The 15,061-nt window shown below is 71.6% G+C and carries 14 protein-coding genes; 5 read left to right on the top strand and 9 right to left on the bottom strand.

The annotated features are described in order from the left end of the window. Nucleotides 1–5 precede the first annotated feature (5 nt). Nucleotides 6–881: an SDR family oxidoreductase gene (locus tag BN159_RS24570; RefSeq protein ID WP_015659697.1), complete on the bottom strand. Its 876-nt coding sequence runs from the start codon at nucleotides 879–881 to the stop codon at nucleotides 6–8. An 85-nt stretch (nucleotides 882–966) separates the two neighbouring features. Here BN159_RS24570 and BN159_RS24565 point away from each other — a divergent pair, with 85 nt between their 5' ends. Continuing rightward, a complete protein-coding gene (locus BN159_RS24565; RefSeq protein WP_015659696.1) occupies nucleotides 967–1,893 on the top strand; it encodes a cyclase family protein in 927 nt (308 codons plus the stop codon). Between the two features lie 396 nt (nucleotides 1,894–2,289). Here the strand turns inward: BN159_RS24565 and BN159_RS24560 are convergent, their stop codons facing one another. The 3 genes from BN159_RS24560 to BN159_RS24550 form a co-directional block, all read right to left on the bottom strand. Continuing rightward, nucleotides 2,290–2,766, bottom strand: coding sequence for an ATP-binding protein (locus BN159_RS24560; protein ID WP_086016454.1), 477 nt, complete (start codon nucleotides 2,764–2,766; stop codon nucleotides 2,290–2,292). Between the two features lie 503 nt (nucleotides 2,767–3,269). Next, a complete protein-coding gene (locus BN159_RS24555) occupies nucleotides 3,270–4,136 on the bottom strand; it encodes an acyl-CoA dehydrogenase family protein (protein WP_015659694.1) in 867 nt (288 codons plus the stop codon). A gap of 2 nt (nucleotides 4,137–4,138) precedes the next feature. Beyond that, the gene (locus tag BN159_RS24550) at nucleotides 4,139–5,269 is read right to left on the bottom strand and encodes an acyl-CoA dehydrogenase family protein (protein ID WP_015659693.1); all 1,131 of its coding nucleotides are present in this window, start codon (nucleotides 5,267–5,269) and stop codon (nucleotides 4,139–4,141) included. A gap of 122 nt (nucleotides 5,270–5,391) precedes the next feature. Between BN159_RS24550 and BN159_RS24545 the strand changes: the two genes are divergently transcribed. Next, nucleotides 5,392–6,915, top strand: a complete 1,524-nt coding sequence (locus tag BN159_RS24545) for a class I adenylate-forming enzyme family protein (RefSeq protein WP_015659692.1) — start codon at nucleotides 5,392–5,394, stop codon at nucleotides 6,913–6,915. Here the strand turns inward: BN159_RS24545 and BN159_RS24540 are convergent. Continuing rightward, nucleotides 6,894–7,406: an EF-hand domain-containing protein gene (locus BN159_RS24540; protein ID WP_015659691.1), complete on the bottom strand. Its 513-nt coding sequence runs from the start codon at nucleotides 7,404–7,406 to the stop codon at nucleotides 6,894–6,896. The two genes, BN159_RS24545 and BN159_RS24540, sit on opposite strands and share 22 nt — an antisense overlap. A 141-nt stretch (nucleotides 7,407–7,547) precedes the next feature. Next, the gene (locus tag BN159_RS24535) at nucleotides 7,548–7,928 is read right to left on the bottom strand and encodes an STAS domain-containing protein (RefSeq protein WP_015659690.1); all 381 of its coding nucleotides are present in this window, start codon (nucleotides 7,926–7,928) and stop codon (nucleotides 7,548–7,550) included. Between the two features lie 313 nt (nucleotides 7,929–8,241). On the opposite strand from BN159_RS24535, the gene BN159_RS24530 reads away from it, so the two are divergent. Both BN159_RS24530 and BN159_RS24525 read left to right on the top strand, forming a co-directional pair. Continuing rightward, a complete protein-coding gene (locus BN159_RS24530) occupies nucleotides 8,242–8,814 on the top strand; it encodes a sigma-70 family RNA polymerase sigma factor (RefSeq protein ID WP_015659689.1) in 573 nt (190 codons plus the stop codon). Beyond that, entirely contained in the window at nucleotides 8,811–10,148 is a 1,338-nt protein-coding gene (locus tag BN159_RS24525) for a maleylpyruvate isomerase N-terminal domain-containing protein (RefSeq protein ID WP_015659688.1), read from the top strand. The genes BN159_RS24530 and BN159_RS24525 overlap by 4 nt, the downstream gene beginning before the upstream one ends. A 168-nt stretch (nucleotides 10,149–10,316) precedes the next feature. Here the strand turns inward: BN159_RS24525 and purU are convergent, their stop codons facing one another. Further along, nucleotides 10,317–11,198, bottom strand: coding sequence for a formyltetrahydrofolate deformylase (gene purU, locus BN159_RS24520; RefSeq protein ID WP_015659687.1), 882 nt, complete (start codon nucleotides 11,196–11,198; stop codon nucleotides 10,317–10,319). 47 nt (nucleotides 11,199–11,245) lie between these two features. Then, nucleotides 11,246–11,746, bottom strand: a complete 501-nt coding sequence (locus tag BN159_RS24515) for an SCO4402 family protein (protein ID WP_015659686.1) — start codon at nucleotides 11,744–11,746, stop codon at nucleotides 11,246–11,248. 117 nt (nucleotides 11,747–11,863) lie between these two features. Between BN159_RS24515 and BN159_RS24510 the strand changes: the two genes are divergently transcribed. Next, nucleotides 11,864–13,177, top strand: a complete 1,314-nt coding sequence (locus BN159_RS24510; protein ID WP_015659685.1) for an ABC transporter substrate-binding protein — start codon at nucleotides 11,864–11,866, stop codon at nucleotides 13,175–13,177. A 16-nt stretch (nucleotides 13,178–13,193) separates the two neighbouring features. Here BN159_RS24510 and BN159_RS24505 read toward each other — a convergent pair whose 3' ends face one another. Further along, the gene (locus BN159_RS24505; protein WP_015659684.1) at nucleotides 13,194–14,936 is read right to left on the bottom strand and encodes a hypothetical protein; all 1,743 of its coding nucleotides are present in this window, start codon (nucleotides 14,934–14,936) and stop codon (nucleotides 13,194–13,196) included. Nucleotides 14,937–15,061: the final 125 nt, after the last annotated feature.

The raw sequence follows: 15,061 nt of genomic DNA, 5'->3' as shown, positions 1-15,061 counted from the left end.
CCCCTCTACGAGGCGTTCGGCGGCCGGAGCAGCGGCATCGGGTCGGTTCCCACCGTCCCCGGCAGGAACTCGGCGATCCGTTCCGGCGTCCAGGACCCGTCGGCGTACGCGGCGCGCAGTTCCCTTGGCTGCGCCCAGACCGCCAGCTTCGGCCCGGCGATCGTGTACACCTGCCCGGTGATGCCCTGGTCCCGGGCCTGGTCGGACAGCAGGTAGACGACCAGGGCCGCCACGTCCTCCGGCTCCCCGATCTCCGTCAGTTCCATGGGGACCTTCGCCGACATCCGGGTCCGGGCGACCGGCGCGACCGCGTTCGCCGTCACCCCGTACTTGCTCAGACCCAGCGCGGCACTGCGCACCAGCGAGATGATCCCGCCCTTCGCCGCGCTGTAGTTGGCCTGCGAGTAGGAGCCCTGATGGTTGCCGCTGGTGAACCCGATCAGGGTCCCGGAGCACTGCTGCCGCATCAGCGCCGAGGCCGCGCGGAACACGGTGAACGTGCCCTTGAGATGGGTGGCGATCACCGGATCCCACTCCTCCTCGGTCATGTTGAACAGCATCCGCTCCCGCAGGATCCCGGCGACGCACACGACCCCGTCGAGCCGCCCGTACGACGACACGGCGACGTCCACGACCCGTTGCCCGCCCGCCATGGTGGAGATGTCGTCGGCGACCGCCACGGCCTGTCCCCCGGCGGCCTCGATCTCCTTGACGACCCCCTCCGCGACGTCGCTCGTCGGTGCGGCGCCGTCCACCGCGACGCCGTAGTCGTTGACGACCACGCGCGCCCCCTCGGCCGCCGCCGCCAGCGCCACCGCGCGGCCGATCCCCCGTCCCGCACCGGTCACGGCGACGACCTTGCCTGCCAAGAAGTTCCCCACACCCGGCCCCTTCCCGCGGTTTCTGACGGACCGTTAGATTTTATGTCCCGCCGGACAGCCGGAGACAAGCCCCGGGGAGGGACCGATGTCACTGCCGGACGCGTTCCACGAGATCGCCAAGCGCGTGAACAACTGGGGCCGTTGGGGGGCCGACGACGAACTGGGCACCCTCAACCTGATCACCGACGACGTCGTCCGCGAGGCGGCGGCCTGCGTCCGCAGCGGGCGGCGGATCGCGCTCGCGCTGCCGCTCAGCCAGGACGGTGTGCAGACCGGGATGATCCCCGGGCGGATCAATCCGCTGCATGTGATGGTGCAGATCAATCAGGAGCTCTTCGGCCCGGGGACGGTCGCGTGCAGCGACGACGCCGTGACGATGGGCCTTCAGGCGGGCACCCACTGGGACGCGCTCACCCATGTCTCGCACTCCGGCCGCCTCTACAACGGCCGTCCGGCGAGCGGCATCACCGCGCACGGCGGCGCCTCCTTCGCAGGCATGGCGACCGCGCGGCACATCGTCTCGCGCGGGGTGCTGCTCGACGTGGCACGCGCGCGTGGCGTGGAGCGGCTCGACGGCGGGCACGCCGTGACCCCCGAGGACCTGGAGGCCGCCGAGGAGTTCGCGGGCACGCGCGTGCGGGCCGGCGACATCGTGCTCGTGCGCACCGGACAGATGCGGGTGTTTCTCGCCGGGGACAAGCACGGTTACGGCTATCCGTCCCCGGGTCTGTCGATCCGCACCCCGGAGTGGTTCCACGCGCGCGATGTGGCCGCCGTCGCGAACGACACCCTCACGTTCGAGATCTTCCCGCCGGAGATCGAGGATCTGTGGCTGCCCGTGCACGCGCTCGACCTGGTGGAGATGGGGATGCCGCAGGGCCAGAACTGGAATCTCGAAGAGTTGTCCACAGCCTGTGGACAAGAGGGCCGCCACACCTTCCTGTTGTCGGCGACGCCCGAGCCGTTCGTCGGCGCGACGGGCGCTCCGGTGGCCCCGGTCGCGATGCTGTGAGTCTCTGAAGTGCGGCTGGCTGCGCGCGATCTGCCCGCCCCGAGCACGGAAGCGCGCACCGCCATCCCACTCCGGCGCACCCGCCCCGACTGTCCCTCGGGCCCTGAGGGAGCCGACGCCGAATCGCGACCCGCACTCGTCGAGGGCTTCCGTCACCGAAACCCTCGTCGTCCCCTCACGGCGAATCGCTGACCACAAGCGTGATCAAACGGACACGCGGCGTCAACACCTGTTCGGAGATTTATTACTTACGCCCCATATGCGTCAGGCGCACGCTGAAGCATGTCCCGGCGCATCGCACCGCGTCCGGCGCAAAGGATCAGGGCCGACGGCCCGCGATCGGCTCCGCGTACCCCGCGGGCGCCGTCACACCGCCTCCATCCATGCAGCGGCGGCTCACACCGCCTCGAACGCCAGCCCTTCGAAGGCTCCGCCGCCGTAGGCCGCGGCGGGTTCGCGTTGCTCGGCACAGCGGTCGAGTTCGCACCAGATGCGCTTGCCGGGGCCCTCGGGCATCCAGCCCCAGCGGTCGGCCAGTCCGTCGACGAGGGCGAGGCCCCGGCCGCCGGTCTCCCCGCCACCCGCACAACGCGGCACCGGGGCACGGCCGCTGGCGTCGACCACCTCGAGACGGACGGTGACCAGATCGGGGCCGGCCGCCGCTCCGGGCAGGAACAGCCGCAGCACGGCCGGGCAACCGGTGTGCACCACGGCGTTGGTGACCAGTTCGGACACGAGCAGGACCAGGGTCTCCGAGAGCGAGTCATCGGCCCCTATCCCGGATCCGGCGAGCCTTGAGCGGGCCCACCGCCGGGCTCGCCCCACTTCAGCGGGGTCGGGCCGGATCTCCAGCTGCACTTGAAGCACCTGCACCGCTCACACCATCCGAACCGGCGGACTCATAGCCCCGCGCCTCACGAGGGCCACGATCGTAGCCATTTTTTGCATGACCAGAACAATGGCCGGAGCCAGGGTCACGGAACGTGAATCCCTTACGAGACAGCATGGTTGACGTACAGTCACCCCAACAAGCGCTTCGGGCATATTCCAGCGCGAAGGAGTACCCGTGCGGGATACTGTGCGACGCGCTTGACGGGGAGTCGAACAGGCGGGGGCCGAAACCGCGCCCACCCTGCGAGAACCGGCACGCATCGCCGGATCCGGAGCCGCCTCAAGGGCCACTCCGGCATGGCTCGTGCTCGGAACCACTCGCATCCCACACAAGGTACCGGAGCGGGGCGCCGACTCCAGGACGTGACGAGTCACACCTAGGACACAACCCGATATCAACGCTCCGTAGTTCCGGTATGCCACAATCCGCGACATCGACGGCTGATCCACCACCAGATCCGCAGCCCAGAAGCCCTTTTCGCCTCTCAGGCGACCAACTCGGCGGCGAGCAGCTCCTCACTCTCCGTACCGCCACCGCCACGCTGCGCCCGGACCCAGGCCCGCTTCAGATGCAGATGCACCTCGCACTCCCAGGTGAAGCCCATTCCGCCGTGCACCTGGAGGCAGTCGCGGGCGCCGCGTACGGCGGCCTCGTCGGCCAGCAGCCGGGCCGCCGCGATGTCGGCGGGGTCCTGGGTCACGGCGGCCGCGTACACGGCGGCACGGGCCGTCTCCGCCCGCACCAGCATGTCGGCGCACAGATGCTTGACCGCCTGGAAGGCCCCGACGGGCTGTCCGAACTGCTCACGGGTCCGGGCGTGTTCCACGGCCAGCTCGCACGCGCGCGTGGCGGTGCCCAGCTGTTCGGCGGCGGTGAGAAGGACGGCGAGCGGGTCCGCGGGGGCCGCCCCTGCGGGCACGCGGTGAAGCGGCGTCAGCGGGTCCACGGAGCGCAGGGACACGGCGCCGGATGCGTCCCCGAGCACCACGTCGGCCGCGTCCAGCCACTCCACCAGGACGCCGTCCACGGCCGTCACGACGGTCTCCCCGGTGGCCGCGCCCGGTACCGAGCCCGCCGCCAGGTGAGTGGCGGCGAGCGGGCCGGGCAGCAGCGCCCGGCCCGCCTCCTCGAAGACCAACACGGCCTCCGGCAGCCCGAGTCCGACCCCGCCGTCCGCCTCGGGCAGCCGCAGCGCGAAGAGCCCCGCCTCCCCCAGCTCCCGCCACAGGGCCCGGTCGAGGCCGGGCGCGTCCACGGCCGCACGCAGCGCCTCGGGGCCGAGGCGGCGGTCCAGCAGCTTCCGCATCCCCGCTTTCAACGCCCGCTGTTCCACGCTCAGTTGGAACCGCATGCTCACCGCCCCTTCGGCAGCCCGAGGATCCGTTCGGCCACGATGTTCCGCTGGATCTGCGAGGTCCCGGCCGCGATGGTGTACGACAGCGACGACAGCCGGTCGAACATCCAGCCCCGGCCGAGATCGAGGGCGTCGGGCCCGAGGACGTCGGCGGCGGCGTCGTAGAGCTCCTGGCGGGCGTGCGAATACCTCAGTTTGAAAACCGAACCGCCCACCCCGGGCACGCCGCCGGCCGACGCCTCGCTCACGTTCCACTGCGTCAGCCGCCACAGCGCGCGGAACTCGGCGTTCAGGCGGCCGAGCCTGCGTCGTAGCGCCGGATCGTCCCAGCGGCCGTTCCCGCGGGCCTCGGCGGCGAGTTCGCGCAGGACGCGGCGGCAGGCGACGACCTCGCCGACGAAGGCCGTGCCGCGCTCGAAGGAGAGCGTCACCATCGTCACCCGCCAGCCGTCGTTCTCCGCGCCGACCCGGTGCGCGACCGGCACCCGCACCTCGTCGAGGAAGACCTCGGCGAACTCGGTGGACCCGGCGAGGGTGCGCAGCGGCCGTACGGTGACGCCCGGGGCGTCCATGCGCATCGCCAGCCAGGTGATGCCGCGATGCTTGGGGGCGTCGAGGTCGGTGCGCACCAACAGCTCGCACCAGTCGGCGACTTCGGCGTGCGAGGTCCAGATCTTGGAGCCGGTCACCACATAGTCGTCGCCGTCGCGCCACGCGCGCGTGCGCAGCGCCGCGAGGTCGGATCCCGCGCCGGGTTCGCTGAAGCCCTGGCACCAGACCTCCGCGCCGCACAGGATCGGCGGCAGCCAGCGCGCCCGCTGTTCGGGGGTGCCCTCGGCGGCGATGGTGGGCCCCGCGTGAAGCAGTCCGACGAAGTTCGCGCCCACATAGGGAGCACCCGCGCGTTCGGTCTCCTCCAGGTAGATGAGCCGGGTGGTCGGTGAGGCGTCCCAGTGGACGTCGGCGTACCCGGCGTCATGGAGCATGCGCTGCCAGCCGAGGTCGTAGGCGCGTCGTCCGGGCCAGTCGGAGGGGTCCGGCGGCGGAGGCAGCTTCGGCAGCACCTCGCCGAGCCACTGCCTCAAGCGCGCCCGGAACTCCTCCTCCTCGGGCGTGTACGAGAGGTCCATACGGCGGCCACCAATCTGACGATCCGTCAGCTCAGGCTAGCCCCGCACCCCTGGACCGACAAGGCGGGGCGCCCTACGCTCTGCGCACGATCTGACGAATCGTCAGCAAAGGGGCCGCCGCCGTGACCGACGCCACCGAGACCGACACCGCACGCGACCTGAGCTCCGCCCGGACCCTGTGGGACCTGCTCGCCCGCCGCGCCGCCCGCACCCCCGACCGGCCGGTCCTCCTCCAGGAGGACCGCTCCCTGAGCTTCGGCGAGCTACGCGCGCGTGCCGAGCGAGTGGCGGCCGGCCTGTTCGACCTGGGCGTGCGCCCCGGCACCGTCGTGGCCTGGCAACTGCCCACCCGGATCGAGACGGTCCTGCTCTCCTTCGCCCTGGCCCGCCTCGGCGCCGTGCAGTCACCGGTCATCCCCTTCTACCGGGACCGCGAGGTCGGCTTCGCGCTGCGCGAGTCCAAGGCCGAGTACTTCGCCGTACCGGGCACCTGGCGCGGCTTCGACCACACCGAGATGGCGCGACGGCTCGGCGCGAAGGGCGTGTTCGAGGCGTACGACCGCCTCCCGGACGGCGATCCGGCCGTACTGCCCGAACCACCCGCCGAGGGCACCTCCGTCCGCTGGATCTACTGGACGTCGGGCACCACCTCCGACCCCAAGGGCGTGCTGCACACGGACCGTTCGCTGATCGCGGGCGGCTCCTGCCTCGCCCACGCCCTGCGCCCGGCCTCCGCCGACATCGGCTCGATCGCCTTCCCCTACGCCCACATAGGCGGCCCTGACTACATGGTGATGCTGCTGCTGTACGGCTTCCCGGCGGTGCTGTTCGAGCAGTTCGCGCTGCCGGACGCGCTCGCGGGCTTCCGGCGGCACGGGGTGACGATGGCGGGCGGGTCTACGGCCTTCTACTCGATGTTCCTGACCGAACAGCGCAAACAGCCCGGCACCAAGGTGGTCCCGACGCTCCGGCTGCTCGCGGGCGGCGGGGCGCCCAAACCGCCGGAGCTGTACCACTCGGTCGTCCGGGAGATGGGCGTACAGCTGACCCATGGCTACGGCATGACCGAGGTGCCGATGATCACGATGGGCGATCCGGACGACGACCCGGAGCTGCTCGCCACCACGGAGGGGCGGCCGCCCGAGGGGATGGAGATCCGGATCGTCGACGGGGAGGTCCGGCTGCGCGGGGAGGCGGTGTGCCGGGGCTATCTGGACCCGGCGCAGAGCGCGGCGGCCTTCGACCCGGAGGGGTTCCTGCGCACCGGCGACCTGGGCCGTCTCACCGACGGCGGGCATCTGGTGCTCACCGGGCGACTGAAGGACGTGATCATCCGCAAGGGGGAGAACATCTCGGCCCAGGAGATCGAGGATCTGCTGCACCGGCACCCGGCGGTCGCGGACGCGGCCGTCATCGGGCTGCCCGACGCCGAGCGCGGGGAGCGCGTGTGCGCCGTCGTGGAACAGCTGCCGGGGGCGGAGGAGTTGAGTCTGGCACGGCTCACCGCGTACCTACGCGCGGAAGGGCTGTCCGTGCACAAGCTGCCGGAGCAACTGGAGGTGGTGGACGCCCTTCCGCGCAACGACACGCTGCGCAAGGTGCTCAAGTACAAGCTCAGGGAGCGTTACTCGGGGACCGTGAAGTAGCGGGCGAAGGCCGTCACGATCTCGGACTCCTCCACCCTGCCGTCGTGATCGGCGTCGAGCGTGTCCGCGGCCGCCCGCGCGATGTCGACGTTCACGCCCAGGGCGGTCAGCACGCGCACGGTGTCGGTGAGGGTGGCCGCCCCGTCGCCGTCCCCGTCGGCCACGGCCAGGGCCGCGTGCAGGAAGGGGCGGGCGATCTCGGCGAACCGGTCGGGGTTGTCGCGCAGTCGCTTGACCGCGCCGCCCACGAACTCGTCCCGCGTGATGCGCTGATCGCCGTCCCGGTCCGCGATTCCCGCCATGCCCTGCCAGAACGCCTCGGCGCCGATGTACACCGCCTGGCCCTTGTCGGACCGGGCCGCCGTACCGAACTCCGCCAGCACGGCCTTGGCCGCCGCGTTGAAGTCCGCGCGGTCGATGTAGCCGTTGCCGTCCTGGTCGAAGGTGGCGAACCGGGCGGCGATCCTGCGCTCGTACTCGCTGCTGACCATGTCTTTCGTGCCGCCTTTACGTCACGTGGGGTGCTTCTGGCACGGAGCGTACGACGCCGGGGGCCGTCCGCGAGCAAGAAAGTGTTGGTTGTGCCAAGACCGAGGGAATTTTGGGACAACGGCGTGGCCAAACGACACCCGCTACGCCGACAGCGGCCCCGTCGTCTCGTCGGTGGCCGAGTGCAGGTCGGGGTGGACGTCGAACAGGCGCCGGACGCCCAGGGCACCGAGGACGCGGTTGACGTGGGAGCCCTCGACGGCGCCGTGGGCGGGCAGGATCAGGCGCAGCCGGCCCCGGCAGGAGCGGACCAGGCGACGGGCGGCGATCAGCACACCGACCCCGCTGGAGTCGCAGAAGAAGACCTCGGACAGATCGAGCACGAGACTGTGGCGGCCCTCGGCCACGTTGTCGTGTATGCGCTGGCGCAGCGCGGGCGAGGTCACGAGATCCAGTTCGCCCGACACGCGCAGCACGGCCCACCCGCCTTGCTCCTCGCAGGTCACCTTGAACGCCACCGCCATGCCCTTCGCTCGCCGGACCCCCCGCAAACGGAAGCTGTCCCTACGCTTCCTTGCAGCGCGGCTGCCCAGCGGCAGTGCCCTGAAACTCGGGGCCAGAAACAGAAAAAGTCACAAAGAGGCTTGTTTCTGTCGTGTCCAGTCTTGTTCGATCAGTTCTGAACCGGGTAGGCGACCGTTCACTATCACTCCGGGCCTCCCTGGGGGCGCACAATGCGACAAAGGGGCGTGCGCTGTCAGAGGTGCCGACTACATTCGAGGAGACGGTGGGAGCAGTCTTGACCAGGGCACAGGCAGTGTGACGGGAGGGGGCCGCATGGCGAAGAAGGACGCACCGCCCCGCTGGGACCGCAAGATGCAGCAGCGCCTGGCACGCGGCGAGGCGGCCGCCCTCGGCGAGGTCTACGACCGCTTCGCCTCGCTGGTGCACGGCCTGGCCCACACCGTCCTCGGCGACGAGCACGCCGCCGACAGCGTCACCCGCGAGGTCTTCACCCACGTCTGGGAGCACCCCGACGCCTACGACCCCAAGCAGGGCCCGCTGCGCTCCTGGGTGGCCGACCTCACCCACCGCCTCGCCGTACGGCGCCTGCGCGCCACCGAGACGGCCGCGCTCGCCCAGGGCGGCCACGGCACCCCCGAGGACCTGGAGCGCAAGGTGCGCCACGCCTCGGTCGCCGCCCGCGCCGACTACATCGTCCAGGCCATGCCGGTGCCCCTGCGCGCCGCCCTGGAGCTGGCCTACTTCCAGCGCCGCGACTACCGCCAGACCGCCGCCGACCTCGGCGTGACCGAGGACGAGGCCCGCCGCCGGCTCCGCCTCGGCCTCCAGCTCCTGGCCACCGCCCACGACGCCGGCGCCCCGCCGGGACACGGGGGTGCGGTGTGAGCGACCTGGGCCGGTTCGAGGCGTACGACGACCACGGGGGAGACGGCGAGCCGAACAAGGAGCACAAGGACGATCAGCGGCAGCAGGGCGGCGACGACCGGAACGCCGGCGCGTCCGCTCCCGGTGGCCCCGCCGACGGCGGCGGCGACAGCCCGCGCCCCGAACCGAACCAGCCGCCCCGCATACCGCTGCCCCGCGCCTCCGTCGAGGACACCGGCAGGCCCTTGCCCGAACTGGACCGGCCGGCCCCGCTCGTCCTGGCGCACCCGGTGCTGAAGTCCCTGCTCGGCGCGTGGGCGCTGGCCGCCTGCTCGGCCGAGGAGGCGCTCGCCGTGGAGGCGCATCTCGGCGACTGCGGCACCTGCGCCGACGAGGCACTGCGGCTGCGCGAGGCGGTCGGTCTGCTGCACCCGACGGAGAGCCTCGACCTGGACCCCGCCCTGCGCACCCGGGTCCTGGAGAGCTGCCTGGAGCGCCGCCCACCGCGCATCCCGGTCCCCGGCTGGGCGACCGCGTACGACGCCGAGACGGCGCGCCTTGACGCGCTGCTTCAGGACTTCGGGGACGCCGAGTGGCACGCGCCCGTGCGACTGCGCTGGTTCCGCGCCGACAAGGCGACCAGCCGCCGTACGACGGTCGCCGGGGTGATCGCGCATCTGCTCAGCGTCGACGGCCTGGTCGCGCTCACCCTGGGCCTGGACGACCCGCTGGGCGAGGTCCCGGCCGACCGCCCCACCCCGTCCGCCCGGACCGAGGCGTACTGGCGGGCCTCACACTTCCCGCCCACCCGCGCGGTGCGGGCGCCCTGGCGGGAGCAGAGCCACGACCTGGTCCGCACGGTCTCCTTCACCGGCGGCCAGGCGGGCGCGCTGCCCGTCTCCTACGGCGACTTCGAACTGCCGCTGCATGACGCGATGCTGGACCGGGCGTTCGAGTGCTGGGTGCACGCGGGGGACATCGCGGACGCCGTGGACTATCCCTACGAGCCGCCGTCGGGCCGGCATCTGCACGACATGATCGACCTGGCGGCCCGGATGCTCCCCGCCGCGCTGGCCGAGCGCCGAAGGAAGGGGCTTGCGGCGCCCGGTCGGGGCCGTAGCCTGCGGCTGGAGATCGAGGGGTCGGGCGGGGGCGAGTGGCTGATCCCGCTGGACTCGCTGGCGGCGGTGGGCTCTGTCGAGCGGGAAGTCGCGCACGTGGCGTTGGACGGGGCGGAGTTCTGTCAGCTGGCGGCGGGCCATGTCCCACCCGCGGAGGCTGCGGCGGGGCAGGTCGGTGACCGTGACGCGATCCGGGATGTGCTGTTCTCCGTGGCGTCGCTGAGCCGGATGTAGGGCGGGTTGCTGCTTCGTAGGCGGCTGCGGGTGGGTGGGGGCTGGTCGCGCAGTTCCCCGCGCCCCTGAAAGCGTGGGTCCACTGGTCCGACGTCCAGGGGCGCGGGGAACTGCGCGAGCAACCACGAATCACCCGCAGCCGCCTACGAAACAGAACCCCGCAAGCAACTAGGCGAACACAACCGTCCGTCGCCCATTCAGCAGAATCCGCCGCTCCGCATGCCACTTCACGGCCCGCGCCAGCGCCTGGCACTCGACATCGCGCCCGACGGCCACCAACTGGTCCGGGGTGACGTCGTGCCCCACCCGCTCGACCTCCTGCTCGATGATCGGCCCCTCATCGAGATCCGCCGTCACGTAGTGCGCCGTCGCACCGATCAGCTTCACGCCCCGTGTATGCGCCTGGTGGTACGGCTTCGCGCCCTTGAAGCTCGGCAGGAAGGAGTGGTGGATGTTGATGATCCGCCCGCTCAGCTGCTTGCACAGGTCGTCCGAGAGCACCTGCATATAGCGGGCGAGCACCACCAGCTCGACGTTCTCCTCGCGCACGATCTCCAGCAGCCGCGCCTCGGCCTGCGCCTTGGTGTCCTTCGTCACGGGGATGTGGTGGTAAGGAATGTTGTACGAGCCCACCAGCTCGGCGAACTCCGTGTGGTTGGACACCACCGCCGCGATCTCCACCGGCAGCGCCCCGATCCGCGCCCGGAACAGCAGGTCGTTCAGGCAGTGCCCGAACTTGGAGACCATCAGGACGATGCGCATCTTCTCGTCGGCCCGGTTGATCTGCCAGTCCATCTGGAAGGAGTCACCGATCGCCGCGAAGCTCGCCCGCAGCTTGTCCACCGTCACCGGCGACTCCGCCGAGAAGTGGACGCGCATGAAGAACAGACCCGTGTCGTGGTCCCCGAACTGCTGGCTGTCCTCGATGTTGCAGCCGGTCATGAAGAGGTAGCTCGACACGGCGTGCACGATGCCCTGCTTGTCGGGGCAGGAGAGGGTGAGGACGTACTGGTCGGGGGTGACCGCGGCTCGGTCGGACTGCTCGTTCATGCAGCACAGGGTCCCACAAACGGCGCCCGCCGATCAGGGCCGTCCCGCTACGCGGACCTCGTCATGATCCGCAGCACTTCCAGGGTGCGCGGCGGGGTGTCCGGCTCGTCCCCGTCGCTCGCCGCCATCCGCACATGCGCGTCCCGCGCCGCGCGCACCGCGTCCGGCCACCCCTGGTGCTCCAGGTACGCGGCGACCGGGGCGTCGGGCCCGACCTGGTGCATGATCCGCAGCACCCGCAGCACGGCGGTGTCGACGAGCGCCGCCTCCTGGGAGTCCCGGAAGATCGTGCCGACGTATTTCTCGGCGGACCAGTTGTCCAGCCAGGTGTCCTCGACCAGGCGGTACACGGCATCGGTGACGTCTCCGTAGCCGTCGACACCGGCCAGCCAGACGTCCCTCTGGAACACCGGGTCGGAGAGCATGTGCAGCGCGGAGCGCACATTGCTGCGCCAGCGCCACCACGGCATGTCATTCAGTGGCATGCCGCCCATGGTGGAGGAGCGACGGCCGCGACGGGAAGAGTTCTCCGAACCTTGCACGGTCATCGATCGTACGTTCTCCCTCGAACGGAGTTCGACGACCCCCGCAATTCACCTTGTGGTCACCTTCTGTTGACCACGGATGACTCCCGGGTTAGTGATGTGGCGGAATCGTGCGTGTCCATGACCGGCAGGCGTCGCATACGCAATACCCACCTCCCCGCGTTCGCGCAACCCCTCAGAGCCACCGTGAGCAAAGCGGCGGCACTGATCGCGTGTGCGTCGCTCGCTGTCGGTTGCGGGGTCATCCCCGGCGTCACGGGGGGCGCTGGGGATGACGGCACCATCACCGTGATGACCTGGGCACCTCAGGACACCAAGGCCACCAACAAGCCCGGCATGCCCGCGCTCGCCCTGGCGTACGCACGCTGGATCAACTCCCAGGGCGGTCTCAACGGCCGCAAGCTGCGCGTCCTGAACTGCAACGACCACAACGACAGCGTCGGCGCGGCGAAGTGCGCCGAGCGCGCCGTCGACGAGAACGTGGTCGCCGTCGTCGGCTCCTACAGCCAGTACGGCGACTCCTTCTTCCCCACGCTGGAGAGCGCGGGCATCCCGTACATCGGCGGCTACGGCGTCACCGGCGCCGAGTTCACCAGCCCGCTCTCCTACCCGGTCAACGGGGGCCAGCCCAGCCTGCTGGCCGGCCTCGGCCGGGAGCTGGCCACGGAGTGCGGGCCCGTGGCGCTCGTACGGCCTGACAGCATCGCGGGCGACGAACTGCCCCCGCTGTTGAACTCCGGGCTCTCCGCCGGCGGCCACGCCGACGCGAACGACCAGCTCGCGGCGGAGGACGCCACCGAGTACGCAGGACAGTCCTCGCAGGCGCTGACATACACCGCCACCACCGACCAGACCCGCCCCGGCTGTGTGGTGCCCGCCCTCGGGGACCGCACCAGCACCTTCATGGACTCCTTCCGGCGCGGCCTCGAGGAGTCCGGAAACGTCCGCACGGCGACCGTGCTGGGCAGCGTCGACCAGACCGTGATCAACGCCTCTGGTGGCAAGTCGGGACCGTACGAGGGGGCGTACATCACGGGCTGGTACCCGGTGGCCAGCGACGCTCGCTGGGACCGGATGAAGGCAGCGATCACCAAGCACGCCTTCAGCGACAACCGCATCGACCCCGCGGACGCCGGAGTGCAGACCACCTGGATCGCCTACACCGTGTTCAAGGCCGCCGTGGAATCCATCGGCGACGGCGAGGTGACCGCCCGCTCGGTCCGCCGGGCCCTGGACGACGGTCTGGAGATCGACACCGGTGGACTCACGCCCAAGCTGAGCTGGGAGTACTCCGAGAGCCTCGCCTCGGTCGGCTTCCCTCAGCTGGTCAACGCCAATGTGACGCTCCAGGTCGTCCGGGACGGCCGACTGGTGGCGGCCCGCAAGGGCTTCATCAACGTGACGAAGACCCTTCAGCAGGCCGACCTGAGCTGACCGCCCCGCCGGCTCCCTAGAGCTGGGTCGGCTGGCGCTCGGTCAGGCCGTACGACTTCGCGATCGAGTTCCACAGACCCGCGGCCTTGGTCTTCTCGGTGCTGGCCGTGACGCTGGCCTGGTTGCCCGCCCGGGTCTGGGGGGTGTCGGCGGCCTTCCCCTTCCGGCAGATCTTGCCCTTGCGCTGCGCGACCTGGTCGGCCCAGGTCGCGTAGTGGCTGTCCGCCGACGCGGACGCCTGCCAGGCCTTGGTGAGGGCCGCGGTCAGCTCGGCGTTCTGCGGCAGCTTGTCCACGGACAGCGTGCCCAGTTTGGTCACCAGGTCGGTGCGCTGCTTGGCGGCGTCCCTGAGGTCCTTGGCGGCCTGGCCGAGGTTGGTGCACGCCCTCACGTCGGCCACCGCGTTGATGACCATGGTCCGGCTGTTGCCGCTGACGGCGAGCAGCTTGTCCAGCTCCACGGCCTGCTGCTTGACCGGGTCGACGGACGGTGAAGGGGACGCGGACCGGCTCGCCGGGGCGGTGGCGGCGACGGTCTTGTTGTCGTCACCGTCGTCCCCGCCACCGGCGCCCATCATCGCGCCCGCGCCTATGCCGAGGACGGCGATCCCGACGCCGACGGCCGCGAAGAGCGGCACTCGCGATCCGGTACGGCCACTGCCGCGGCGGGGCTCGTCGTCGTGCGTCTCGCGACGGGGGATGAACTGCGGCTGCTGGGCGCCGCCGTAGGACGGCTGGGGCTGCGGCTGCTGGAAGCGCGGCATCTGCTGGGTGGAGGCGGCCGGGGGCTCGCCGCCCGGCTCACTGCGGAACAGGTTGTCGAACTCCGCGGGCGGCTGCCGCTCGCCGCCGCCCGCCGGTACGGGCGCGATGAACTGCGTGGCCTCGGCGTCCGGGCCCGGCGCCGCGGCGCGCGGGACCCGGCCCAGCACCGTCGTGCTCTCGCCGGGCGCCTCCGGGTTCACCTCGGGCGGCAGGGCCCCGCCGCCCACGGGCGGGATGTACTGCGTGGCACCGTCGTCGACGACCGGGGGGATGTACCGCGTGGCCCCGTCCGCACCGGGCGCGTCCACGACCGGCGGGATGTACTGGGTGGCGCCGTCGTCCCCATAGGCGGCAGCGGCCGGAAACGCACCGGAGGCGCCGTAGGGGGCCGCGGTGGGAAGCCGGTCCGCGCCGCGGGCGGCCGCCTGCGGAAGCTCGCCGCTGCCGTAGGAAGACGCGGGCGGAAGCGCGTCAGCACCGTACGAGGCCGCGGGCGGAAGCTCGCCGCTCGCGTAGGCAGACGCCGGCGGAAGCGCGTCAGCACGGTGGGCGGCCGCCTGCGGAAGCTCGCCGCTGCCGTAGGGAGCCGCGGGGGGAACCGTTCCCGCGCGCTGAGGGTCGTAGCCCTGTCCCTGGGTGCCGTACTGCGGCGCCGGGGTCTCCGGGGGGAGCGGCTGCGACGCGGCTTCCGGGGTGCCCCAGGTGGCCGCGGGCTGCTCGCCGCTCGACCAGGGCTGCGCGGGCGGCGGCGTCCAGCCCTGGGCGGGGGGCGCCGCCGGGGGCTGGTGCTGCTCGGGCCCCCAGGAGCCGCTCCATGCCTGACCGCCCGACGGGGCCGCCGGGGCGGGCGGCGGGGTCAGCTGGCCCGGGTGCTGGGGGCCGCCGGGGCCGCCCGTCATACCCGGGAGCAAGGGCTCCCCTCCGTCTGAGGGCAGCACGATGCCTTCGCGCGCGGGCCGCGCCGAGGGCTCCTCGCCCTGTCCACTCTGCGTCACCGGGACTCCTACGAATGGGGGACCTTCGGAATCGTCGGCTCACGCTACCGGGTCCCGAGAGCGGCGTGCCACGCAGCTCAGGACGTGACGTCCGTCCCTGTGACCGCCGTAACAGCGCGGTCCCC

Source organism: Streptomyces davaonensis JCM 4913, assembly GCF_000349325.1.
GTDB classification, from domain to species: Bacteria; Actinomycetota; Actinomycetes; order Streptomycetales; family Streptomycetaceae; genus Streptomyces; species Streptomyces davaonensis.
Note: the sequence above shows the minus strand (reverse complement) of the source record. Positions and strands in the feature narration are given on the sequence as shown.